Origin of the sequence: Hydrogenophaga bisanensis, from assembly GCF_042665135.1 — a bacterium.
Lineage (GTDB): Bacteria > Pseudomonadota > Gammaproteobacteria > Burkholderiales > Burkholderiaceae_C > Hydrogenophaga > Hydrogenophaga bisanensis.
On record NZ_JBHTBX010000009.1, the window covers coordinates 52,385 to 72,307 of the forward strand.

22 protein-coding genes are annotated in these 19,923 nt (G+C 65.9%); 8 read left to right on the forward strand and 14 right to left on the reverse strand.

All coding sequences use genetic code 11. The features are described 5' to 3' along the window. Nucleotides 1-2: 2 nt before the first annotated feature. Both ACFQNJ_RS13850 and ACFQNJ_RS13855 read right to left on the reverse strand, forming a co-directional pair. Complete coding sequence (locus tag ACFQNJ_RS13850; RefSeq protein ID WP_374639301.1) at nt 3-998, reverse strand: tripartite tricarboxylate transporter substrate binding protein; 996 nt, start codon at nt 996-998, stop codon at nt 3-5. A gap of 127 nt (nt 999-1,125) precedes the next feature. Next, the gene (locus ACFQNJ_RS13855; protein WP_382258536.1) at nt 1,126-3,243 is read right to left on the reverse strand and encodes an acetoacetate--CoA ligase; all 2,118 of its coding nucleotides are present in this window, start codon (nt 3,241-3,243) and stop codon (nt 1,126-1,128) included. A 192-nt stretch (nt 3,244-3,435) separates the two neighbouring features. Here ACFQNJ_RS13855 and ACFQNJ_RS13860 point away from each other — a divergent pair, with 192 nt between their 5' ends. Beyond that, a complete protein-coding gene (locus tag ACFQNJ_RS13860; RefSeq protein WP_382258538.1) occupies nt 3,436-4,722 on the forward strand; it encodes a solute carrier family 23 protein in 1,287 nt (428 codons plus the stop codon). A 145-nt stretch (nt 4,723-4,867) separates the two neighbouring features. Next, nucleotides 4,868-6,013: a PilT/PilU family type 4a pilus ATPase gene (locus ACFQNJ_RS13865; RefSeq protein ID WP_382258541.1), complete on the forward strand. Its 1,146-nt coding sequence runs from the start codon at nt 4,868-4,870 to the stop codon at nt 6,011-6,013. A 16-nt stretch (nt 6,014-6,029) separates the two neighbouring features. Here ACFQNJ_RS13865 and ACFQNJ_RS13870 read toward each other — a convergent pair whose 3' ends face one another. Together ACFQNJ_RS13870 and ACFQNJ_RS13875 are read right to left on the reverse strand one after the other, a co-directional pair. Beyond that, nucleotides 6,030-6,350 carry a hypothetical protein gene (locus ACFQNJ_RS13870; protein ID WP_382258544.1) on the reverse strand — a complete coding sequence of 107 codons (321 nt, stop codon included), beginning with the start codon at nt 6,348-6,350 and terminating at the stop codon, nt 6,030-6,032. Between the two features lie 17 nt (nt 6,351-6,367). Further along, the gene (locus tag ACFQNJ_RS13875) at nt 6,368-6,934 is read right to left on the reverse strand and encodes a cob(I)yrinic acid a,c-diamide adenosyltransferase (protein ID WP_382258545.1); all 567 of its coding nucleotides are present in this window, start codon (nt 6,932-6,934) and stop codon (nt 6,368-6,370) included. A gap of 227 nt (nt 6,935-7,161) precedes the next feature. Here ACFQNJ_RS13875 and ACFQNJ_RS13880 point away from each other — a divergent pair, with 227 nt between their 5' ends. The 4 genes from ACFQNJ_RS13880 to ACFQNJ_RS13895 all read left to right on the forward strand — a co-directional run bounded on the left by ACFQNJ_RS13880 (nt 7,162) and on the right by ACFQNJ_RS13895 (nt 10,591). Beyond that, on the forward strand, nt 7,162-7,482 hold the full coding sequence (locus ACFQNJ_RS13880; protein ID WP_382258548.1) for an EF-hand domain-containing protein: 321 nt from the start codon (nt 7,162-7,164) through the stop codon (nt 7,480-7,482). 79 nt (nt 7,483-7,561) lie between these two features. Next, the gene (locus ACFQNJ_RS13885; protein ID WP_382258551.1) at nt 7,562-8,986 is read left to right on the forward strand and encodes an FAD-binding oxidoreductase; all 1,425 of its coding nucleotides are present in this window, start codon (nt 7,562-7,564) and stop codon (nt 8,984-8,986) included. Nucleotides 8,987-9,103: 117 nt separating this feature from the next. Then, nucleotides 9,104-9,706: a tetratricopeptide repeat protein gene (locus tag ACFQNJ_RS13890; RefSeq protein WP_382258554.1), complete on the forward strand. Its 603-nt coding sequence runs from the start codon at nt 9,104-9,106 to the stop codon at nt 9,704-9,706. 42 nt (nt 9,707-9,748) lie between these two features. Further along, nucleotides 9,749-10,591, forward strand: coding sequence for a hypothetical protein (locus ACFQNJ_RS13895; protein ID WP_374639271.1), 843 nt, complete (start codon nt 9,749-9,751; stop codon nt 10,589-10,591). Nucleotides 10,592-10,696: 105 nt separating this feature from the next. On the opposite strand, the gene ACFQNJ_RS13900 is transcribed toward ACFQNJ_RS13895, so the two are convergent. The 7 genes from ACFQNJ_RS13900 to mnmG form a co-directional block, all read right to left on the reverse strand. Next, nucleotides 10,697-11,131, reverse strand: coding sequence for a DUF3658 domain-containing protein (locus ACFQNJ_RS13900; RefSeq protein WP_382258557.1), 435 nt, complete (start codon nt 11,129-11,131; stop codon nt 10,697-10,699). A gap of 16 nt (nt 11,132-11,147) precedes the next feature. Beyond that, nucleotides 11,148-12,068 (reverse strand): ParB/RepB/Spo0J family partition protein, encoded by a 921-nt coding sequence (locus ACFQNJ_RS13905; RefSeq protein ID WP_382258560.1) that lies wholly within the window; start codon nt 12,066-12,068, stop codon nt 11,148-11,150. Between the two features lie 14 nt (nt 12,069-12,082). Further along, nucleotides 12,083-12,640, reverse strand: a complete 558-nt coding sequence (locus ACFQNJ_RS13910) for an RBBP9/YdeN family alpha/beta hydrolase (RefSeq protein WP_382258563.1) — start codon at nt 12,638-12,640, stop codon at nt 12,083-12,085. 15 nt (nt 12,641-12,655) lie between these two features. After that, nucleotides 12,656-13,426 carry a ParA family protein gene (locus ACFQNJ_RS13915; protein ID WP_374639267.1) on the reverse strand — a complete coding sequence of 257 codons (771 nt, stop codon included), beginning with the start codon at nt 13,424-13,426 and terminating at the stop codon, nt 12,656-12,658. 21 nt (nt 13,427-13,447) lie between these two features. Further along, nucleotides 13,448-14,062, reverse strand: coding sequence for a LysE family translocator (locus ACFQNJ_RS13920; protein WP_382258566.1), 615 nt, complete (start codon nt 14,060-14,062; stop codon nt 13,448-13,450). Nucleotides 14,063-14,171: 109 nt separating this feature from the next. Then, the gene (gene rsmG, locus ACFQNJ_RS13925) at nt 14,172-14,939 is read right to left on the reverse strand and encodes a 16S rRNA (guanine(527)-N(7))-methyltransferase RsmG (RefSeq protein ID WP_382258569.1); all 768 of its coding nucleotides are present in this window, start codon (nt 14,937-14,939) and stop codon (nt 14,172-14,174) included. Then, nucleotides 14,936-16,930 carry a tRNA uridine-5-carboxymethylaminomethyl(34) synthesis enzyme MnmG gene (gene mnmG / locus ACFQNJ_RS13930; RefSeq protein ID WP_382258572.1) on the reverse strand — a complete coding sequence of 665 codons (1,995 nt, stop codon included), beginning with the start codon at nt 16,928-16,930 and terminating at the stop codon, nt 14,936-14,938. The genes rsmG and mnmG overlap by 4 nt, the downstream gene beginning before the upstream one ends. 244 nt (nt 16,931-17,174) lie before the next feature. Here mnmG and ACFQNJ_RS13935 point away from each other — a divergent pair, with 244 nt between their 5' ends. Next, nucleotides 17,175-17,765 (forward strand): NADPH-dependent FMN reductase, encoded by a 591-nt coding sequence (locus ACFQNJ_RS13935; protein WP_382258575.1) that lies wholly within the window; start codon nt 17,175-17,177, stop codon nt 17,763-17,765. A gap of 10 nt (nt 17,766-17,775) precedes the next feature. Continuing rightward, nucleotides 17,776-18,060 (forward strand): YkgJ family cysteine cluster protein, encoded by a 285-nt coding sequence (locus ACFQNJ_RS13940; RefSeq protein WP_382258578.1) that lies wholly within the window; start codon nt 17,776-17,778, stop codon nt 18,058-18,060. Here ACFQNJ_RS13940 and ACFQNJ_RS13945 read toward each other — a convergent pair. The 3 genes from ACFQNJ_RS13945 to ACFQNJ_RS13955 form a co-directional block, all read right to left on the reverse strand. Beyond that, nucleotides 18,051-18,620 (reverse strand): YceI family protein, encoded by a 570-nt coding sequence (locus ACFQNJ_RS13945; RefSeq protein WP_382258581.1) that lies wholly within the window; start codon nt 18,618-18,620, stop codon nt 18,051-18,053. The genes ACFQNJ_RS13940 and ACFQNJ_RS13945 overlap by 10 nt on opposite strands. 96 nt (nt 18,621-18,716) lie before the next feature. Continuing rightward, on the reverse strand, nt 18,717-19,289 hold the full coding sequence (locus ACFQNJ_RS13950) for a YceI family protein (protein ID WP_382258584.1): 573 nt from the start codon (nt 19,287-19,289) through the stop codon (nt 18,717-18,719). A 47-nt stretch (nt 19,290-19,336) separates the two neighbouring features. Beyond that, nucleotides 19,337-19,906 carry a YceI family protein gene (locus ACFQNJ_RS13955; protein WP_382258587.1) on the reverse strand — a complete coding sequence of 190 codons (570 nt, stop codon included), beginning with the start codon at nt 19,904-19,906 and terminating at the stop codon, nt 19,337-19,339. Nucleotides 19,907-19,923: the final 17 nt, after the last annotated feature.

Below are 19,923 nucleotides of genomic sequence, written 5' to 3' on the forward strand. Positions count from 1 at the left end.
AATCAGGATTTTTTGGCCAGCCCCAGCCGTTCGATCGTGGCTTTCTCGGCCTTGAAGGTGCGCTCGGCATAGGCGGTGTAGTCCGCCGTGCTCATGTAGATGCTGGGCATGTAGAACTTGTCCAGCGTCTCCTGCACCTTCGGGTCTTCGAGGGTCTTGCGGAAGGCGTCGTGCAGCACCTTGACCACGGCCGGGTCCATACCCTTGGGCCCCCCGATGCCAAACGGTGACTCGACGATCGTGTCCCAGCCGCTTTCCTTGAGGGTGGGCACATTCGGGAAGGCCTTGTTGCGCTGGCTACCCAGCGTGGCCAGCAGGCGCAGCTTGCCGCTCTGGACATGGGGCGCAAACTCGGTGGTGCCGCTCATGACGCGGATGTGGCCGCCCAGGATGGCCTGCATGATTTCGGCCGAGCCCTTGAAGGGAATCGGATTGAGCTGGATGCCTGCCTTGCCGCTGAACTCTTCAATGGCCAGGTGCGGGGTGGTACCGGTGCCGGTGTGGCCGTACTCCAGCTTGCCCGGGTTGGCTTTGGCGAAGGCCACCATTTCCTGGATGGTCTTGAATGGCGCGTCGGCGGTGCACGCGATGCCGAAGGTGTAGCCCGTCAGGCAGACGATGTGCGTCAGGTCGGCGACCGGGTCGAAACTCATCTTCTGCATGTGGGGCAGACGGTAGATGCCCAGTGGCAGCTGGGTCAGCAGGTAGCCGTCGGGCCGGGCGTTGACCATGGCCGCCGCGCCCATGGTGCCCCCGGCACCGGGCTTGTTCTCCACGACCACCGTGGTCCCCAGCACCTTGCCGGCGCTCTCGGCAAAGGCGCGCATGACGCCATCGCTGCTGCCGCCCGCGGGCCAGGGCGCGATCAGGGTGATCGGCTTGGAGGGAAACTTGTCCTGGGCCAGCACATGGGCGGGCAGGATGGCCGGTGCGGCCACGGCGGCGGCCATGGAAAGCACCTGTCGGCGGTTGGGCGAGAAGCGGTCAACGGGGCGCATGCATGTCTCCTGGAAATGTGGTGGGTACGCCAGACACAACATAGCCAAGCCCCGCCCGCCTGGGAACCGGGCAGATCCTCAGGGAAGGGCCGAATCCGTCACCGGTGTGACTCGCGTAGGCCGCCGCTCATCCTGCCGCCGTCCGGGCCAGATGGTCCTGCGCCAGTCGCACGTACCAGTCCAGACAGCCCGGGTTGGCCATGGCCTCGCGGTTGATCACCTTCTCCAGCGGCTGCCCCAGCATCAGTTTCTTGATCGGCAACTCCTGCTTCTTGCCCGAAAGCGTGCGCGGAATCTCCTCGACCTGGAACACCTCATCGGGCACGAAACGGGGCGACAGCGCGATTCGGATGGCGCCGGTAATCTTCGCGCGCAGTGCCTCATCCAGCGTCAGGCCGGAACGCAGCACCACGAACAGCGGCATGTAGCTCTCCCGTCCCAGGTACTCCAGGTCCACCACCATGGAATCGAGCACCTCCGGCAGGGCCTCGACCGCGCTGTAGAGTTCGCTGGTGCCCATGCGCAGGCCGTGCCGGTTGATGGTCGCGTCCGAGCGGCCGTAGATCACGCAGGCACCGTCCGGGAAGATGCGCAACCAGTCGCCGTGGCGCCAGACAGCGCCCGCGCTTGCGTCAAGATCACCGCCACCGGGCGCACGGCCGTGGCCTGCCGGGTACATGTCGAAGTAGCTGCCGATCAGGCGCTGGTGGTTGGTATCGCCGATGAAGTACAGCGGCATCGATGGAATGGGCTGGGTACACACCAGTTCGCCCACCTCGTCCAGCACCGGCTGGCCCTGCTCGTTCCAGGACTCGACCGCGCAGCCCATCAGGCGACACTGCATGCGGCCGGGGGTCTGGGGCAACTCCCGGTTGCCGCCGATGAACGCGCCGGCAAAATCCGTCCCGCCCGAAATGTTGCACCACCAGATGTCTTTCTGGTCTTCGTTTGCAGCGATGCTCGCGAACTGGGTGGTTCCCCATCGCTGAGCGTCCTCCGACAGGGGGGAGCCCGTGGTGCCCAGCGCCCGGACGCTGGACAGGTCGCCACAGGTGGACAGATCCACCCCGGCCTTGAGGCAGTTGGCGTAGAAAGCTGCCCCCGCGCCGAAGAAGGTCACCCCGGTCTCGGCCGCGAAGCGCCACAGCGTGGTCCAGTCCGGTCGTTCCTTGCTGCCTCCCGGGTTGCCGTCGTAGATGACACAGGTGGTGCCGTTGAGCAGGCCGCTGACCTGGGCGTTCCACATCACCCAGCCGGTGGAGCTGTACCAGTGGTAGCGCTCGCCCCAGCTGTTGGGGTGGTAGCTGCAACCCACGTCGTTGTGGATGATCTTGAGCGCCAGCGCCACGATGACGGTGCCCCCATGGCCGTGCACGATCGGCTTGGGAAGGCCCGTGGTGCCGCTGGAATAGACGATCCACAGGGGATGGTCGAAGGGCAGCCACATCGGCTCGAAAGCGGCTACCTCGGCGTCGTCGCGCGCGGTGGCCTGGGCAAACGATTCACAGGGCGACGCTCGCAGGAGGGCGGCGCTGCGTTCGTCCTCGGTGTCCGCCAGGTTGGTGTGCAGCACCACGTGCCGCACGGTGGGCAGGGCCGCGCGCAGCTCGGCCACCACCCCGAGGCGGTCGTGGTCCTTGTGGCCGTAGGTCACGCCATCGCAGGCGATCAGGGCCACCGGCTCGATCTGCCGGAAGCGGTCGAGCACCGCGTTGGTGCCCATGTCCGGTGCACAGATGCTCCAGACCGCACCGATGCTGACCACCGCCAGGAAGGCCACCATGGCCTCGGGCACGTTGGGCAGGTAGGCCGCAACCCGATCGCCCGACTGCACCCCCTGGGCCTTGAGGTGCAGGGCCAGCGCGGCCACCTGGCGGCGCAGCTCGGGCCAGGACAGCTCCGTGTGGCGTCCCTTCTCGTTGCACGCGATCACCGCCGGAAAACCGGCCGCATGGGCCGCCTGCACATGGCGGAACACCTGCTGAGCGTAGTTGGCCTGCGCCCCCGGAAACCAGCGCGCCCCGGGCATGACGTTCTTCTCCAGCACCGCCGTGGCCACCGTCGGCGAGTGCAGCTCGAAATAGTCCCAGATGCTCTGCCAGAACGCCTCCAGCTCGGTGGTGCTCCAGCGCCAGAGGGCGTCGTAGCTGTCGAAGTGCAGACCGCGTTCGCGGGCCAGCCAGTCCTGGTACAGGCGGATCTGGGGAAGGTAGGGGGCGTGGGTGCTGTCGGTGGCCATGTTCATGTCTTGCCTGACCGGTCCGCAGCGGCCGGTCCTGTCTCCTTGTGGTCCGACAGGTTAGCAGCGCCCGCCGCTCGCCGGCTATCCCTCAGGCGTCAGGCCTGCTGCAGCGCAGCTTGGCGGGCACGGTTCCTGCCTGCACAATCGCGCCCGTTTATCCTCGGCGCATCCAATCAACCAACGGAGTGAGAATCCATGGGTCTGTTCAACTGGACTGAGAAACCAGCCTCGACGCTGGCCAACGGGGGGGTCGTCGGCCCCGACGAGCGCCTGCCCTGGGCGCAAACCGGCATGATGGGCGTGCAGCACCTGATTGCCATGTTCGGCGCCACGGTGCTGGCCCCCATCCTGATGGGCTTCGACCCCAACGTGGCCATCCTGATGAGCGGCATCGGCACCCTCATCTTCTTCCTCATGACCGGCGGCAAGGTACCCAGCTACCTGGGATCGAGCTTTGCCTTCATCGGTGTGGTGATCGCCGCCAGCGGTTATCAGGGCCCCGGTCCCAATGCCAACATCGGTGTGGCCCTGGGGGGCATCATCGCCTGCGGCGTGCTGTACTTCATCATCGGTGCCATCGTGCAGGCGGTGGGCACCGGCTGGATCGAGCGCTTCATGCCCCCGGTGGTCACCGGTTCGGTGGTGGCCGTGATCGGCCTGAACCTGGCGCACATCCCGGTCAAGAACATGGCGCCCACCGGCTTCGATGCCTGGATGCAGGCCATCACCTTCGTCAGCGTGGCCCTGGTGGCCGTGTTCACCAAGGGCATGGTCCAGCGCCTGCTGATCCTGATGGGCCTGATCGTCGCGAGCATCATCTATGCGGTGCTGACCAACGGTTTCGGCATGGGCAAGCCGCTGGACCTGTCCGGCATTGCCAATGCCGCCTGGTTCGGCATGCCCAACTTCAGCAGCCCGGTGTTCACCGGCAACGCGATGCTGCTGATCGCACCGGTCGCGATCATTCTGGTGGCCGAGAACCTGGGGCACATCAAGGCCGTGACCGCCATGACCGGCAAGAACCTGGACCAGTACATGGGCCGCGCCTTCATGGGCGACGGCGTCGCCACCATCGTGGCCGGCAGCGCCGGTGGCACCGGTGTCACCACCTACGCCGAGAACATCGGCGTCATGGCCGCGACCAAGATCTACTCGACCGCCATCTTCGTGGTCGCCGGTGTCATGGCCATCCTGCTGGGCTTCAGCCCCAAGTTCGGCGCCCTGATCCAGGCCATCCCGCTGGCCGTCATGGGCGGGGTGTCCATCGTGGTGTTCGGCCTGATCGCGGTGGCCGGCGCCAAGATCTGGGTCGACAACAAGGTCGACTTCTCCGACAACCGCAACCTGCTGGTGGCGGCCATCACCCTGGTGCTGGGCACCGGCGACTTCACACTGAAGTTTGGCGATTTCGCGCTGGGTGGCATCGGCACTGCTACTTTCGGTGCCATCCTGTTGTGGGCACTGCTGGGCCGCAAGTCCTGAACAGTCCCTGGTTGCCACAAGAGAGCCTGGGCCTGATGGCTGCAGGCTCTTTTTTTGCCCGGTCCGACACCGTGAAATGCTGGGCAAATGCCCGTTTTCCGGGATGTTGCCCGCCCGCAAATGCAGCTACCATGCCAATGACGTGATGAAAGACTTCGACCCATCCATGGAATCCGGCATGACCTCCAGCAACGATGACCTCGGTCGCTACCTGTCGATGATGGTGGCCCAGGGCGCTTCCGATCTGTTCATCTCGGCCGGCAGCGCCATTGCCCTGAAGATACAGGGCGTGGTTCGTCGCATCGATGAAGCCCCGCTGGACGCTGTGCAGACCCAGCGCCTGGCCTACTCGGTCATGCGCGAATCGCAGATCCGCGAGTTCGAGGCCAACTTCGAGTGCGACCTGGCCATTGCCCTGCCTGGCATGGGGCGCTTTCGTGTGAACGTGTTCCGTCAGCGCGGCGACGTGGCCGTGGTGGTGCGCCATGTCAGCGGCAAGATCCCGTCGATCGAGAACCTCAAACTGCCTCCCGTGCTCAAGAAGCTGGCCATGCTCAAGCGCGGGCTGATCCTGGTGGTCGGCGCAGCAGGTTCGGGCAAATCCACCACACTGGCGTCCATGCTGGACCACCGCAACCGCAGCGCGGCCGGCCACATCCTGACCGTCGAAGACCCGATGGAATTCGAGCACAGCCATGGCCTGTCGATCATCGACCAGCGCGAGGTGGGTCTGGACACCAAGTCGTTCGACGAGGCCCTGCGCCACGCCATGCGGGAAGCCCCCGACGTCATCATGATCGGCGAGATCCGCGACCGCGCCACCATGCAGCACGCCCTGGCCTACGCCGAAACCGGTCACCTGTGCGTCTCGACCCTGCACGCCAACAACGCCAACCAGGCCATCCAGCGCATCCTCAACTTCTTCCCGGAGACTGCGCACAAGCAGGTGCTGATGGACCTGTCGCTGAACCTCAAGGGCGTGGTGGGCCAGCGCCTGATCCGCAGCACGGCCGGCCCGCTGGTGCCGGCGGTGGAGGTGATGCTGCTCTCGTCCTACGTCGCCGACCTGATCCAGAAGGGCCAGACAGACGACATCAAGGACGCGATGGCCAAGAGCAACGAGATGGGCATGTGCACCTTCGACCAGTCGCTCTACGACCTGTACCTGCGCGGAGAACTCACCGCCGAGCAGGCCGTGGAGTACGCCGACTCCCGCACCGACCTGTCGCTGCGCATCCGTCTGCACAGCCATCAGCGGCCCGACACCGGCGGGCTGCGGATGGCGGGCTGACCAGCCGGCCTCGAACTCAGTCCACCCGCTCGCAACGCCCCTGCGCGCTGGCCAGGCCTCGGAAGTCGCTGGTCCAAGAGCCGCCGGCGGTGTCGATCTGGATGCGCTCGTTGTCCTGCGAGGTCAGGATGACCGTGCCGCGCACCGCGAAGGTGTAGACGGGCTGGCCGTCGATGGCCACTTCACGGATGCGGCGATCGTCGTAGCGGATGTCCACCGAACGCGTCCAGGTGCTGCGCGCCGGCAGGTAGACGGCCTCGCACACCAGTTGCACCTGGCGGGGGGCCGCCGAGGCGACCTGAGCGGCGGCCGAGAACAGCAACGCCGATGCGGCCAAACATGCCGTCCCTGGCTTCACGCGTCCTCGGCCTTGGCGATGCGTTCGCTCTTCCAGTACACATCATCGCCACCGTTCATGCGGTTGAGCACCCGGGCCAGCACGAACATCAGGTCGGACAGCCGGTTGAGGTACTGGCGCGGCGCTTCCTTGATGGCCTCCTCGTTGCCCAGGGCCACCAGATGGCGCTCGGCCCGGCGGGCCACGGTGCGGCAGATGTGGGCCTGGGCGGCCGCGCGGTTGCCGGCGGGCAGGATGAACTCCTGCAGGCGCGGCAACTGCTCGTTGTAGGTCGCCAGCGCTTCATCGAGGGCCAGCACCGCCTCGGGCTTGAGCAGTTCAAACCCGGGAATCGAGAGCTCGCCACCCAGGTTGAACAGCTGGTGCTGGATCTCCACCAGCAGCGTGCGCACATCGGCGGGCATGTCCTCGCACAGCAGCAGGCCGATGTGCGAGTTGAGCTCGTCCACATCGCCCATCGCGTGCACGCGCAGGCTGTTCTTGGAAACGCGGGCGTTATCGCCCAGGCCGGTGGTGCCGGCGTCGCCGGTGCGGGTGGCGATCTGTGTGAGTCGGTTGCCCATGGTGCACATCCTGGTTGCGTGAATCCGGAATCGCGGTCGGTGGCATCGCACGCCGCGCCGTGGTGCATTTTGCGCGAAGCTGCCCGCCAGCCCGTTACATGTTCAAAGAAAGTGTGAAAGGCGCAAGGCTTCTGTGCCGGTGGAAACGCCTGGCAAAAGTGCTGGCCGGTGGCACGGATATCCGCTGAAATGCCTGCTCGACAAAAACCATGAAGGAGTCTCTGAGCATGCGCACATTCCGTCGACCACAGGCCTCTGCGGCCAACCTGACCCCCTCCCGGTTCGAACGCCACAGCGTGGCCCTGCTGGCGGTGTGGACGCTCACGCTCGCCCCGGGCCTGGCGGGCGCCACCCAGCCCCGGGCTGTGGATCTGGCCGAGGCCATCAGCGCCGCCTTCGACCGGGCCGACCGCGACGGCGACGGGCACCTGAGCCCTCAGGAGGCGGAGCACCTGCCCGCCGTGGCCCAGCGCTTCACCGCGCTGGACAGGGACGGGGACGGCAAACTCTCGCGCAAGGAATTTCACCAGGGCATCAAGGGTTCCTGACATCGCGGGCGCGCACCCCTCGGCGTACACTGCAGGCTCATTGCCGGGCGAGAGAGACGCGCCCCAGGAGATCCCACCCATGAACGCCCCCGCCGACCACGCCCACCTGGCCCCCGAACTGCACCTGCGCGAGGTGCCCGCCGCCCTGATCGATGCCCTGCAGCAGCGCTTCGGCCCGCAGTGCTCCACCGCGCTGGTGGTGCGCGAACAGCACGGCCGCGACGAGTCCATCTTCGATGTGCCGCCGCCCAGCGCGGTGATCTTTGCCGAGTCCACCCAGGACGTGGCCGATGCGGTCAAGCTCGCGGCGCAGCACAAGGTGCCGGTGATCCCGTTTGGCGTCGGCTCCTCGCTGGAAGGCCACCTGCTGGCCATCCAGGGTGGCATCAGCATCGACGTCAGCCGCATGAACCAGGTGCTGTCCATCAATGCCGAAGACCTGACAGTGACCGTGCAGCCCGGTATCACCCGCAAGGCCCTGAACGAAGCCGTCAAGCACGAAGGCCTGTTCTTCCCGATCGACCCCGGCGCGGACGCCTCCATCGGCGGCATGGCCGCCACCCGCGCCAGCGGCACCAACGCCGTGCGCTACGGCACCATGCGCGAGAACGTGCTGGCGCTGGAGGTGGTGACCGCCAAGGGCGAGGTCATCCGCACCGGCACCCGGGCCAAGAAAAGCAGCGCTGGCTACGACCTGACCCGCCTGATGGTGGGCAGCGAGGGCACGCTGGGCATCATGACCGAGATCACCGTCAAGCTCTATCCGCTGCCCGAGGCCATTTCTGCCGCCATCTGCTCGTTCCCGAGCATCGAGGCGGCGGTGCGCACCGTCATCCAGGTGATCCAGCTGGGCGTACCGATCGCGCGCTGCGAATTGATCGATGCGGGCACCGTGCGCATGGTCAATGCCCACAGCAAGCTGGGCCTGCGCGAGGAACACATGCTGCTGATGGAGTTCCACGGCTCCCCCGCCAGCGTGCAGGAGCAGGCCGAGATGGTGCAGGAGATCGCCAGCGAGTTCGGTGGCAACGCGTTCGAATGGGCGACCACGCCCGAGGAACGCACCCGCCTGTGGACCGCACGGCACAACGCCTACTTTGCCGCCATCCAGAGCAAGCCCGGCTGCCGCGCCGTCAGCACCGACACCTGCGTGCCGATCAGCCGCCTGGCCGACTGCCTGCTCGACTCGGTGGCCGAGGCCGATGCCAGCGGCCTCCCCTACTTCCTGGTGGGCCACGTCGGCGACGGCAACTTCCACTTCGGCTACCTGATCGATCCAGCCAATCCGCAGGAACACCGCGTGGCCGAAGAGCTCAACCACAAGCTGGTGCACCGCGCGCTGCAACTTGAAGGCACCTGCACCGGCGAGCACGGCGTGGGCCTGCACAAGATGGACTTCCTGCGCCGCGAGGCCGGCGACGGCGCCATCGACATGATGCGCACCATCAAGCAGGCGCTCGACCCGGACAACATCCTCAACCCGGGGAAGATCTTCACCTATTGATGGGATGAACCAGGTCGGGTAACAATCGCTTACCTGCCCTTGAGACGGGACGGCGCGGGCTCGCTTGTATACTTTTTTGATTAAGTTTCAAGTCGAGACATTTCACAGGAGGGTTCCATGCGCGCGGTCATTTCATCCGCTTCTGTCGCCATGATCCTGCTGGCCGGATGTGCCGCACAGGCGCCCGAGGCCCAGATCACCAAGCCGGCGGACACCATCCGCATCTGTGACGACAGCGGCTGCTCGGACCGTCCGCGCAGTTCGGCCACCTTCCAGGGCACCCCGACCGATCCCGAGGCCGAACGCCGCCTCGCCGCGCTGACGGCGCTGGGCGAGAAGGACGCCAAGGCCGCCTACGACCTGGGCCTGCGCTTCCTGCGCGGTGACGGTGTCGACCGCAACAGTTACCAGGCCATCCAGTGGATGCGCAAGGCCGGCGATCGCGGCCATGTCGAGGCGCAATACGCCCTGGGGCGCATCTACCTGCTGGGCTTTGAGGAAATGGGTCCCGACCCGGCCGAGGCCGAGGTCTGGCTGACCATGGCCGCGGGCAAGGGCCACAAGGGCGCCAAAAAGCTGCTGCCTGACGCAGCCGCCGCCAAGAAGGACGAGCGACGCCTTTATCAGGTGCGCGAAGCCGAGCGCAAGTCGTGGAGCGTCTGGTACACCAGCACTCCCTACTACTGGACCTGGGGCAACAGCGGCTGGTACCAGCGCTGATCCCACGTGTCCGAATTTCCGTCTCCAAAGAAAGCTGTTTCCATGACCAAGACTTCTTCCCTCACCCTGCGCATGGCCGCCCTGGCGGCAGCCCTGACCCTGGCCGGCTGCGTCACGCCTGGCGGCGGCAGCGTATCCACGGGTGGCAGCCCGACGGCCGCGACCGGTTCGGCCGCTGGCGGCACGAGCGCGGGCGCCAACACCGCGCTGGAGCGTTGCGCCTCGCCGCTGGGCACGCTGGCCGTGGACGACGGCCGCGGCAAGGAGTGGTACGCCAGCTTCGGTGCGGCCACCAAGGTCACCACCATCGAGCCGCTGATCCGCCTGGCGGTCCAGCAGTCCAACTGCTTCGTGATCACCTCGATCGGCAACAACCGCACCGAGAGCAAGATTTCGTCGATCACCGACAAGCAGCGCAATTCGGGTGAGTTCCGTGCCGGCTCCAACCAGCAGAAGGGCCAGCGCGTGGCCGCCGACTACTACATGGAGCCGGCCATCATCATCGACAACGAGACGACAGGCGCCATCGGGGCCTCGCTCGGTGGCGTGATCGGTCGCAAGAACCCGGTGCTCGGTGCCCTGGCGGGTGGCCTGGAGAGCAAGGCTTCCGTGGTGACGCTGACCCTGTTCGACATCCGCTCCGGTGTGCAGATTGCCATCTCCGAAGGCAACGCCACCGCCACCAATTACGGTGCCGCGCTCGGTGCGTTCGGTGGCAGCGCCGCCGGTGCCCTGGGTGGCTTCTCGCGCACGCCGGAAGGCAAGGCCGCCGTGGCCGCCTTCACCGACGCCTACAACAGCATGGTCGTTTCCCTGCGCAACTACAAGGCACAGGAAGTCAAGGGCGGCCTGGGCCGCGGTGGCCAGCTCAAGGTGGGCAACTGATCCTGCGCGGGTCCATCGGGCGGGGCCACCCGCCTGACAGCACGCCAGACCGAAGAAAAACCTCCCGCGACCGGGAGGTTTTTTTTCGTCCTGCCTGGTGGTGGGTCAGTTCACGTCCGGCAGACGCACTTCGCTGTGCAACAGGCTGGTGAAATCCCCGCGGACCTGCAGACGCCCCGCTTGTGCCAGCACCTGCAGGCGCTGGGCAAAGTGCTCCAGGGGCATGTCAGGCCATTCCGCCACCGCCGCCCCGACCACCCGCGCGGCACGTCGCCACTCTGCCGTGAGGGCATCCAGCAGGCAGTCGTCGATCTGCCGCATGAGGGCCTCCTCGGGTCCTGACACCGGCGAGTCTGGCCCGGGGGGCGGCTGCGACAAGGGTAGCCGCAGCTCCGTCTCGAACACATGCGTCATGCGATGAACGGCCTGCAGACAGTGGCTGCGATGTGGGCTGGCAGGCAGGGCCAGGACATGCTGCTCCAACGCTTCCAGGGCTTCGGCGAGCGTCTGGCAGGCGCCTTGCAGGTCGGAACGGGCCATGGGCAGAAAAGACGGGTCAGTTGCCAGCGCGCAGGCGGTCGATCAGCCCGTTGAGCTCATCCAGCGAGCCGAACTGGATCGCCAGCTCGCCCATGTCCTCCACCCGGCCGTGGCGTTTGACGCGCTTCTTGATCCGGACCTCGACCTCGGCGGTCAGGAGGTCGGACAGCTCTTCCTCCACCCGGCGGATGTCGCGCGACTTTTCCTTCTTGGGCTTCTGGGGCACCAGGTTGAACTCAGCCCCCAGCTTCTTGACCAGGCTCTCGGCTTCGCGCACCGACATTTTCTTGGCAGCGATCTGGTTCGCCGCCGTGATCTGCGACACCTTTTCCAGCGCCAGCAACGCCCGGGCATGGCCCATGTCGATGTCGCCGGCCATCAGCATGGTCTGCACCGGGTCGGCCAGGTTGAGCAGGCGCAGCAGGTTGCTGGCCGCGCTTCGCGAGCGACCCACCGCCTGGGCAGCCTGCTCATGGGTCAGGCCAAATTCCCGGATCAGGCGCTGCAGGCCCTGGGCCTCTTCCAGCGGATTGAGATCCTCGCGCTGGATGTTCTCGATCAAGGCCATGGCGGCGGCGGCCTCGTTGGGCACATCACGCACCAGCACCGGCACCTGGGTCAGGCCGGCCAGTTGGGAGGCACGGAAGCGCCGCTCGCCAGCGATGATCTCGTATTTGCCGGCGTTGGGGCCATCGGCCAGCTGGCGCACCAGGATGGGCTGCATGATGCCCTGGGCCTTGATGGATTCGGCCAGCTCGTAGAGCGCGCCTTCGTCCATGCGGGTGCGGGGCTGGTACATGCCCGGCACCATGTCCGTGACCGGCAGCGTGCTGGGCGCGCCTTCCTGGGCGACCGCCGGTGTCGCCGCGTCGTCGACCTTGGGCCCCAGCAGGGCCTCGAGTCCGCGGCCAAGGCCTTTGGGTTTCTTGGTGACCATGGCGTCGTCTTTCTTCAAATGTCTTTCGGGTCCGTCAGTTCGCGCAGCAGCGCCAGGCCATCAGGCCAGTCGCCGAGCCCGGACTCCGCGTTGATGTGTCCGCATGGCCCGCAATCGATGAACCGCGATCCCCAGGCGTCCGCCAGGGATTGGGCTTTTGCGAGGCTGCAATAAGGGTCGTCATGGCTGCCCAGCAACAGACTGGGAAACGGCAACCGGTCTCGAACGATGGGCGCCCAGCTCGGCAAGACGCCACGCAACTCGTCACGCTCGGGATCGCCCGGCGCCACCAGCAGCGCGCCCTGCACGCGGGCGGTGCTGCGCGAGACCTGTGCCCAGGCGGCCGTGAGGATGCAGCCCAGGCTGTGGGCCACCAGCACCACCGGGCCGTCGCTGCCCAGGATCACATCCTCCAGCCGGGCGATCCAGTCGCCCCGGCGGGGAGTCATCCAGTCGTGCTGATCCACCCGACGGAAGCCGTGCAGGGTTTCCCAGCGGCTCTGCCAATGGCCGGGGCCGCTGTTCTGCCAGCCCGGCAGGATCAGGACGTTTTCAGGTTTGACAATGTTCATGGCAGCAGCAAGCGCTCACATCTTCCGGATTCTGTCGACCATCTCGGTCGCGAAGGACAGAAAGGCCTGGCTGCCGCGTGCCGACGGGTCGAACACCACGCCGGGCAGGCCGTAGCTGGGTGCCTCGGCCAGGCGCACGTTGCGCGGAATGACGGTGTCGAACACCTTGTCGCCGAAATGGGCCTTGAGCTGGTCGGACACCTGCTGCTGCAGGGTGATGCGCGGGTCGTACATCACGCGCAGCAGGCCGATGATCTGCAGGTCCTTGTTGAGGTTGGCGTGCACCTGCTTGATGGTGTTGACCAGGTCGGTCAGGCCTTCCAGCGCAAAATATTCGCACTGCATCGGCACGATGACGCCATGGGCCGAGCACAGCCCGTTGAGGGTCAGCATGGATAGCGACGGCGGGCAGTCGATCAGCACGAAGTCGTAGTCGGCGTCCACCTCGGCCAGGGCCTGCTTCAGGCGCTTCTCGCGCCGCTCGACCTCGACCAGTTCGACCTCGGCGCCCGCCAGATCGCGGTTGGCGCCCAGCACGGTGTAGCCGCACTTGTCCGAGAACAGACCCGCCTCCTTGACCGAGGCCGACTCCAGCAGGACGTCATACACCGACAAGGGCATGGTGCGCTTGTCCACGCCGGAGCCCATGGTGGCGTTGCCCTGCGGATCCAGATCCACCATCAGGACGCGCTGGCCGATCTTGGCCAGGCCCGCCGCCAGGTTGACGGTGGTGGTGGTCTTGCCAACGCCGCCCTTCTGGTTGGCAACACAGAAAATCTTGGCCATGCCGGGGTCCCGCTCTGGTGATTACTTGGAAATGGCCAGCTTGATGCCAAAGCCGATCAGGAAGACGCCGGCCAGCTTCTCCAGCGCCCGACCGATCCGCGGGTTGGCGCGCATGCGTTCGGCCAGGAAATGGGTCAGCAACACCACGGTCAGACCGTACAGGAAAGTGAGGAAGGCAATCGTCGCGGCCATGGCGCCGAAGGTGATCAGGCCCTGATGCTTCTGAGGGTCGACAAACAACGGGAAGAAGGCCATGTAGAAGACGATGGCCTTGGGGTTGAGCAGGGTGATGGTCAGGGCCTGCTGGAAGTATTGCCGCGGCCGGATGTTGAGCACCGGGGCATCGCCGGGTTTGGCGGTCAGCATCTTCCAACCCAGCCAGGCCAGGTAGGCGGCACCTGCCCACTGGACAAACGCGAAGGCCGCCGGATAGGCCGCCAGCAGCGCGGCCACGCCCGCCACGGCCATCCACATCAGCACCTGGTCGCCCGCAATCACGCCGAGGGTAGCCGCCAGCCCGCCGCGGATGCCGCCCTTGCCGGTGGAGGTGATGAGCGCGAGGTTCCCCGGTCCCGGAATGGCCAGAAAGACGATGATGGCGATGACAAAGGCGCCGTAGTCTGCAATGCCGAACATGGTGTGGAATCCCTCGCGGTGAAGTGGCCGAGTTTACGTGAGTCTGCCGGCCAGAGGTCTCGATGAGAGGGGACCGTCGCCGGCACCCGACCAGAAGCGCCCGCCCGAATCAGGCCACCGCCCGCATCCAGACGATGCAACGCTCCGCCGCCAGGCCCGGCACCTTCAGTTGTTCCACGTGAAACACGGACACCGAAGAAGGCAAAGCCAGCAACTCGTCTTCAGGGTGCTTGCCTTTCATGGCCATCCACACCCCCGCCGGATTGAGCGCCGCGCGGGACCAGGTGGTGAAATCCACCAGCGATGCAAAGGCGCGGGAGCAGACGATGTCGTAGCCATTCCCCTCTTCCGCCTTCAGCGACTCCACCCGTGCGTGAATGCCGCGCAGATTCGGCAACTTCAGCGAGGCCGCGACCTGCTGGATGAAGGTGGCTTTCTTGAGCACCGTGTCCACGCAATGCACTTCCATCTGCGGGCAGGTGATGGCGATCACCACCCCCGGCAGACCGCCGCCCGAGCCGACATCCAACAACCGAGGCCCCCACGCTCCACCGCTGCGCGGGTCGCTGCCCCGAGACGGGGAAGGGCCCCGGTCTTCGCCGGGCCCGGGGGCTGTTTCGCCTTGGGGCGGCCCGGCGGCGAAACCTGGCATTCTTCCGATCTGTCGCAGCAGCGCCGGGATCGCTGCCAGGCTGTCCAGCAGGTGGTGCGTCAGCATCTCCTGGGGGTCGCGCACCGCCGTCAGGTTGTAGACCTTGTTCCACTTGGTGATCAGGTCCTGGTAGGCCAGCAACTGGTCGACCTGGGCATCGCTCAGGTTCAGACCAAGTTCACGCAACCCGGCTTCCAGTACCGGCTTCAAGGTAACTGCACTCATGCGGCTTCAGACTCACGACGGGCAAAGCCTTTGAATCCGCCCTTCTTCAGGTGGATCATCAGCAACGAGATGCTGGCCGGGGTGATGCCTGAAATGCGCGAGGCCTGGCCCAGCGTCTCGGGCCGGTGCTTGGCCAGCTTCTGCCGCGCCTCGAACGACAGGGCCGTGACCTGCGCGTAGTCCAGATCCTCCGGCAGCTTCAGGTGTTCGTAATGGGCCGCGCGCTCCACCTCATCCTTCTGCCGGTCGATGTAGCCCGAGTACTTGGCGGCGATCTCTACCTGCTCCACCACCGCGTCATGCAGTTCGCCCAGTGTTTCACGTGAAACCACCGGACGGGCATCTTGATCGTCCAGCTTGACCGCCGGCGCCCAGCGACCTTCGCCCATCCCCATCAGGTCGGGATACGACACCCCCGGCCGGCGCAGCAGGTCGAACAGGTTGTACTCACGCTCGATGGCCTTTCCCAGCACCCGCTCGGACTCGGCGGCCTCCAGAATGCGCGGATTCACCCAGGTCGACTTCAGGCGCTCGGTTTCACGTGAAACCGCGTCGCGCTTGCGGCAGAACGCGTCCCAGCGAACATCATCCACCAGCCCCATCGCCCTGCCCTGTTCGGTCAGGCGCATGTCGGCGTTGTCCTCGCGCAGCTGCAGGCGGAATTCGGCGCGGCTGGTGAACATGCGGTACGGTTCGGTCACACCCTGGGTCACCAGGTCGTCCACCAGCACGCCAAGGTAAGCCTCGTCGCGGCGCGGCAGCCAAGCATCCTTACCCTGGCACTGCAGTGCGGCATTCAGGCCCGCAAACAGCCCCTGGGCGGCCGCCTCTTCGTAGCCCGTGGTCCCGTTGATCTGGCCGGCAAAGAACAGACCCTGGATCTGCTTCGTCTCAAAGCTGCTCTTGAGCGAGCGCGGATCAAAGTAGTCGTACTCGATGGCATAGCCCGGTCTCAGGATGTGGGCATTCTCCAACCCGACCATGCTGCGAACCAGGTCGTACTGGATGTCGAACGGCAGGCTGGTGCTGATGCCGTTGGGGTAGACCTCGTGAGTGGTCAGGCCCTCAGGTTCCAGGAAGATCTGGTGGCTGTCCTTGTCGGCGAAACGGTTGATTTTGTCTTCCACGCTGGGGCAGTAGCGAGGACCGACGCCCTCGATCTTGCCGGTGAACATGGGACTGCGGTCGAAGCCGGAGCGGATGATCTCGTGCGTGCGGGCGTTGGTGTGGGTGATCCAGCAGGAAATCTGCCTGGGATGCATGGCTGTGCTGCCCATGAAGCTGAACACCGGCACCGGCAGATCCGGGTTCATGCCGCCAGGCATGCCATCGCCGGGTTGCTCGGTGCATTTCGACCAATCGATGGTCCGACCGTCGATGCGGGGCGGGGTACCGGTCTTCAGTCGGCCCTGCGGCAGCTTCAACTCCTTGAGCCGCGCCGAGAGCGACACCGCCGGCGGATCCCCCGCACGGCCGGCCGAATAGTTGTTCAGACCGACATGGATCTTGCCGTCCAGGAAGGTGCCCGCGGTCAGCACCACGGTACGGCTGCGAAAGCGGATGCCGACCTGCGTGACGGCGCCGACCACCCGATCACCTTCAACCATCAGGTCATCCACCGCCTGCTGGAACAGCCACAGGTTCGGCTGGTTTTCCAGCATTCGGCGGATGGCGGCCTTGTACAGGATGCGGTCAGCCTGGGCACGGGTGGCGCGCACCGCCGGGCCTTTGCTGCTGTTGAGGATACGGAACTGGATGCCACCCTCGTCGGTGGCAAGCGCCATGGCGCCACCCAGCGCGTCCACCTCCTTGACCAGATGGCCTTTTCCAATGCCGCCGATGCTGGGGTTGCAGCTCATCTGGCCCAGGGTCTCGATGTTGTGGGTGAGCAGCAAGGTGGTGCAGCCCATTCGGGCGGCCGCGAGCGCAGCTTCGGTGCCGGCATGGCCACCGCCGACGACGATGACATCGAATTCCTGTGGGTACAACATGGTGAGAGCTCCGGGGCGCGCCCATCTCGGTGGTGGCGCCCGATGATCCGGGATGGGTGTTTCACGTGAAACACGGCGTGCCCCGGGGCCTGCTCTGGCCGGGGCGACAGGCGCCAATTGTCCCATCTTTGCCTGAGGCCTGCGAAATGCCTGCCCATCCGAAGGGCTGGCCTTGGGCCACGCCAGAACAGGACATGGCGGCGAATGCAGGTTTGCTGCAAGCCGGCAATGCCACAATCAGCATATGAATACCGCCATCCCCCTCCTCGTCTTTGCAGGCAGCACCCGCGAACATTCCTGGAACCGCAAGCTGGCCGGCGCCGTCACGGCCATGGCCTCTGCCGAGGGTGCCCAGGTCACCCGCCTGGAACTGGCCGACTTCGACGTGCCGCTGTACAACGCCGACCTCGAAGCCAAAGGCACGCCGCGCGATGTGATCCGCCTCAAGGAGATCTTCCACGCCCACCCGGCCTGGATCATCTGCTCACCCGAGTACAACGGCAGCTACACGGCCCTGCTCAAGAACACCATCGACTGGGTGTCGAGCCCCGTCAAGGGCGACCCGGTGTGGGGCAGCGGCACCAAGGCCTTCGCCGGCAAGGTCGTCGGCTTGCTGTCCACCTCGCCCGGCGCACTGGGTGGCGTGCGCAGCCTGAGCCACCTGACACCCTTGCTGTTGAACCTGCAGGCCTGGGTCGCCCCGAAGCAGTTTGCGATGCCCAAAGCCACCGAAGCCTTTGACCCGGACGGCCGCATCAGCAACGACGCGCAGCGCACCGCCGTGCACGGCGTGATCGACCAGGTGCTCTGGGCCGCGCGGCGTTTCAGCGCCTGACCAGCCGCGGATGGACTGCCGTCCAGGCTGCGCCGCCTGCTGCATCGCCCCCTCGATCAGCAGCCCCCTGCCCGGCCTGCCGGGCGGCAAGCCGGCGGGCATGAGATGTCCCCACCTGGATGAGGCCCTGGCTTGCCGGCTGTTCGGCCTGCCCGAACGGCCCGCCGTCTGCGCCTCGCTGCCGCCCAGCCCGGAAATGTGCGGGACCAGCCGGACACAGGCGCTCCTGTTTCTGGAGCGCCTGGAGGCCGACACACAGCCGTCAACCCCGCAAACCCGGCAAGCTCAGGGCTGAATCGCCTCGATCTGGACCAGCAACCTCACGTCCCGCGCCACGCCGAAGCGCACCAGGTAGTCGATGCCGAAGTCGGTGCGATCGATGACGGTGTCGAACTCGCCCCCACACACGGTGCGCTTGAACACCAGGCTGTTGTAGCAGTTGAATTTCAGTGCCCGGAAGGAGACGGGCCGTGTCTGGCCGCGCAGCGTCAGCTGCCCCTCCACCGACGTGACGCGGTCGCCTTGGAAAATGAAGCGCTCGGACACGAACCGGGCTGTCGGATATCGCTCGGCGTCCAGCAGATCGGCACCGAGCAACTGACGGTCAAAGGCCGGCGTCCCGGTACTGACGGACGCCACATCGATGGTGATGTCCACGCGACCGACACCGGCGATGCGGTCAAAGAACACACTCCCCTGCTTTCGGTCAAATCGTCCCCGGTTGGTGGTGGCACCAAAATGGTCGATCTCGAAGGTGGCAAACGTATGGGTCGGGTCCAGGGTGAAGTCGGCCGCCTTCAGAGGCAATGCCGCCCACAGCCCGACGGGCATCAGCAAGGTCAAGAGCTTTCGCATGGCCAACACCTCCGCAGGGCAATGGTAGGCGCGCAAGCAAAAGGCCCGCACGCGGCGGGCCTTTCCATTGGCAAAGACTTTTTCAGACGATGCGCATCACTGCTTGATGGCTTCGACCTGGATCACGATCTTGGTGTCGTCTGGCACGCCCATGTTCAGGCCCCAGTTCACGCCCCACAGGCTGCGCTTGATGGTGGTCTCGAAGTCGCCGCCGCAGACTTCGCGCTTGAGCATCGGGTGGTCAAAGCAGTTGAAACGCACCGCCTTGAGCGTGACCGGGTGGGTCTGGCCGCGCAGGGTCAGGGCGCCCTGCACTTCGCTGACCTTGTCGCCGTTGAAGACGAACTTGTCACCCACGAAGGTGGCGGTGGGATGCTTGTCGGCGGCGAAGAAATCGTCGCCCTTGAGGTGGTTGTCAAAAGGGGTCACGCCGGTGGTCACCGAGCTCATGTCCAGGGTGAGGTTGACCTTGCCGGTCTTGGCGGCGCGATCGAACTGCACGGTGCCGCTCTTCTTGGCCCAGCTGCCACGGTTGGTGGAGGTGCCGAAGTGGATCTGCTCCCAGATCACGTTGGTGTGGGTCGGATCGATCTGGTAGTCGGCCGCCTGGGCGAGGCCGGTGGTGGACAGCACGGCGGCGGCCGCCAGCAGGGTCAGGGATTTGCGCATGGTTGAACTCCTCTGTGGACAAAAAACGGACAAACGGGAAAACGCGATCAGAGCTTGCCGACACCGGTCAGCGCGATCTTGAACTTGACCTGCACCTCATCGGCCACCATGGAGGTGTCCGACCATTCCTTCTCGCCGATGCGGAAGGTCAGGCGCTTGATGGGGAAGCTGCCGGTGGCGGTGGTGGTGGTGCCGCTCTGGGCCAGCGTGACGGGCACGACCACGTCACTGCTCACGCCCTTGATCGTCAGCTTGCCGGCCACCTCGAACTTGCTGGCGTCCACCCGCTTGACGCTGCTGGACTGGAAGGTGGCCTTGGGAAACTGGGCCACGTTGAACCAGATGGGTTTGGGCAGCTCGACATCGGTCTCTCGCACCCCGAGCGTGGCGCTGCCGGTATCGACGGTGAAGGCAATGTTGCTGGCGGCCGGCTTGGCCGGATCGAAGGCCACCTGCGCGCTGAAGGTCTTGAACTTGCCTTCGACCGGCACGCCCATCTGGCGACTGACAAAACCAATTTCGCTCTGGGCGGGCACGAGCTGCTGCTGGGCCTGCGCAGCCAGGGGCAGCCACAGGGCCGGCGCCAGCACGAAGGACGCGGGACGCATGAAGGTCATGGGAGAAGTTCCTGTGA

Excerpts from the sequence above, each read along its gene's own strand:
- ACFQNJ_RS13900 (WP_382258557.1), bottom strand. The coding sequence starts at position 11,131 with ATGGCCCGTTCCGACCTGCAAGGCGCCTGCCAGACGCTCGCCGAAGCC.
- ACFQNJ_RS13950 (WP_382258584.1), bottom strand. The coding sequence starts at position 19,289 with ATGCGCAAATCCCTGACCCTGCTGGCGGCCGCCGCCGTGCTGTCCACC.
- ACFQNJ_RS13910 (WP_382258563.1), bottom strand. The coding sequence starts at position 12,640 with ATGAACATTGTCAAACCTGAAAACGTCCTGATCCTGCCGGGCTGGCAG.
- ACFQNJ_RS13890 (WP_382258554.1), top strand. The coding sequence starts at position 9,104 with ATGCGCGCGGTCATTTCATCCGCTTCTGTCGCCATGATCCTGCTGGCC.
- ACFQNJ_RS13855 (WP_382258536.1), bottom strand. The coding sequence starts at position 3,243 with ATGAACATGGCCACCGACAGCACCCACGCCCCCTACCTTCCCCAGATC.
- ACFQNJ_RS13885 (WP_382258551.1), top strand. The coding sequence starts at position 7,562 with ATGAACGCCCCCGCCGACCACGCCCACCTGGCCCCCGAACTGCACCTG.
- ACFQNJ_RS13850 (WP_374639301.1), bottom strand. The coding sequence starts at position 998 with ATGCGCCCCGTTGACCGCTTCTCGCCCAACCGCCGACAGGTGCTTTCC.
- ACFQNJ_RS13935 (WP_382258575.1), top strand. The coding sequence starts at position 17,175 with ATGAATACCGCCATCCCCCTCCTCGTCTTTGCAGGCAGCACCCGCGAA.
- ACFQNJ_RS13865 (WP_382258541.1), top strand. The coding sequence starts at position 4,868 with ATGAAAGACTTCGACCCATCCATGGAATCCGGCATGACCTCCAGCAAC.
- ACFQNJ_RS13895 (WP_374639271.1), top strand. The coding sequence starts at position 9,749 with ATGACCAAGACTTCTTCCCTCACCCTGCGCATGGCCGCCCTGGCGGCA.
- ACFQNJ_RS13860 (WP_382258538.1), top strand. The coding sequence starts at position 3,436 with ATGGGTCTGTTCAACTGGACTGAGAAACCAGCCTCGACGCTGGCCAAC.
- ACFQNJ_RS13915 (WP_374639267.1), bottom strand. The coding sequence starts at position 13,426 with ATGGCCAAGATTTTCTGTGTTGCCAACCAGAAGGGCGGCGTTGGCAAG.
- ACFQNJ_RS13880 (WP_382258548.1), top strand. The coding sequence starts at position 7,162 with ATGCGCACATTCCGTCGACCACAGGCCTCTGCGGCCAACCTGACCCCC.
- ACFQNJ_RS13875 (WP_382258545.1), bottom strand. The coding sequence starts at position 6,934 with ATGGGCAACCGACTCACACAGATCGCCACCCGCACCGGCGACGCCGGC.
- ACFQNJ_RS13905 (WP_382258560.1), bottom strand. The coding sequence starts at position 12,068 with ATGGTCACCAAGAAACCCAAAGGCCTTGGCCGCGGACTCGAGGCCCTG.
- ACFQNJ_RS13940 (WP_382258578.1), top strand. The coding sequence starts at position 17,776 with ATGGACTGCCGTCCAGGCTGCGCCGCCTGCTGCATCGCCCCCTCGATC.
- ACFQNJ_RS13955 (WP_382258587.1), bottom strand. The coding sequence starts at position 19,906 with ATGACCTTCATGCGTCCCGCGTCCTTCGTGCTGGCGCCGGCCCTGTGG.
- rsmG (WP_382258569.1), bottom strand. The coding sequence starts at position 14,939 with ATGAGTGCAGTTACCTTGAAGCCGGTACTGGAAGCCGGGTTGCGTGAA.
- ACFQNJ_RS13945 (WP_382258581.1), bottom strand. The coding sequence starts at position 18,620 with ATGCGAAAGCTCTTGACCTTGCTGATGCCCGTCGGGCTGTGGGCGGCA.
- ACFQNJ_RS13920 (WP_382258566.1), bottom strand. The coding sequence starts at position 14,062 with ATGTTCGGCATTGCAGACTACGGCGCCTTTGTCATCGCCATCATCGTC.
- mnmG (WP_382258572.1), bottom strand. The coding sequence starts at position 16,930 with ATGTTGTACCCACAGGAATTCGATGTCATCGTCGTCGGCGGTGGCCAT.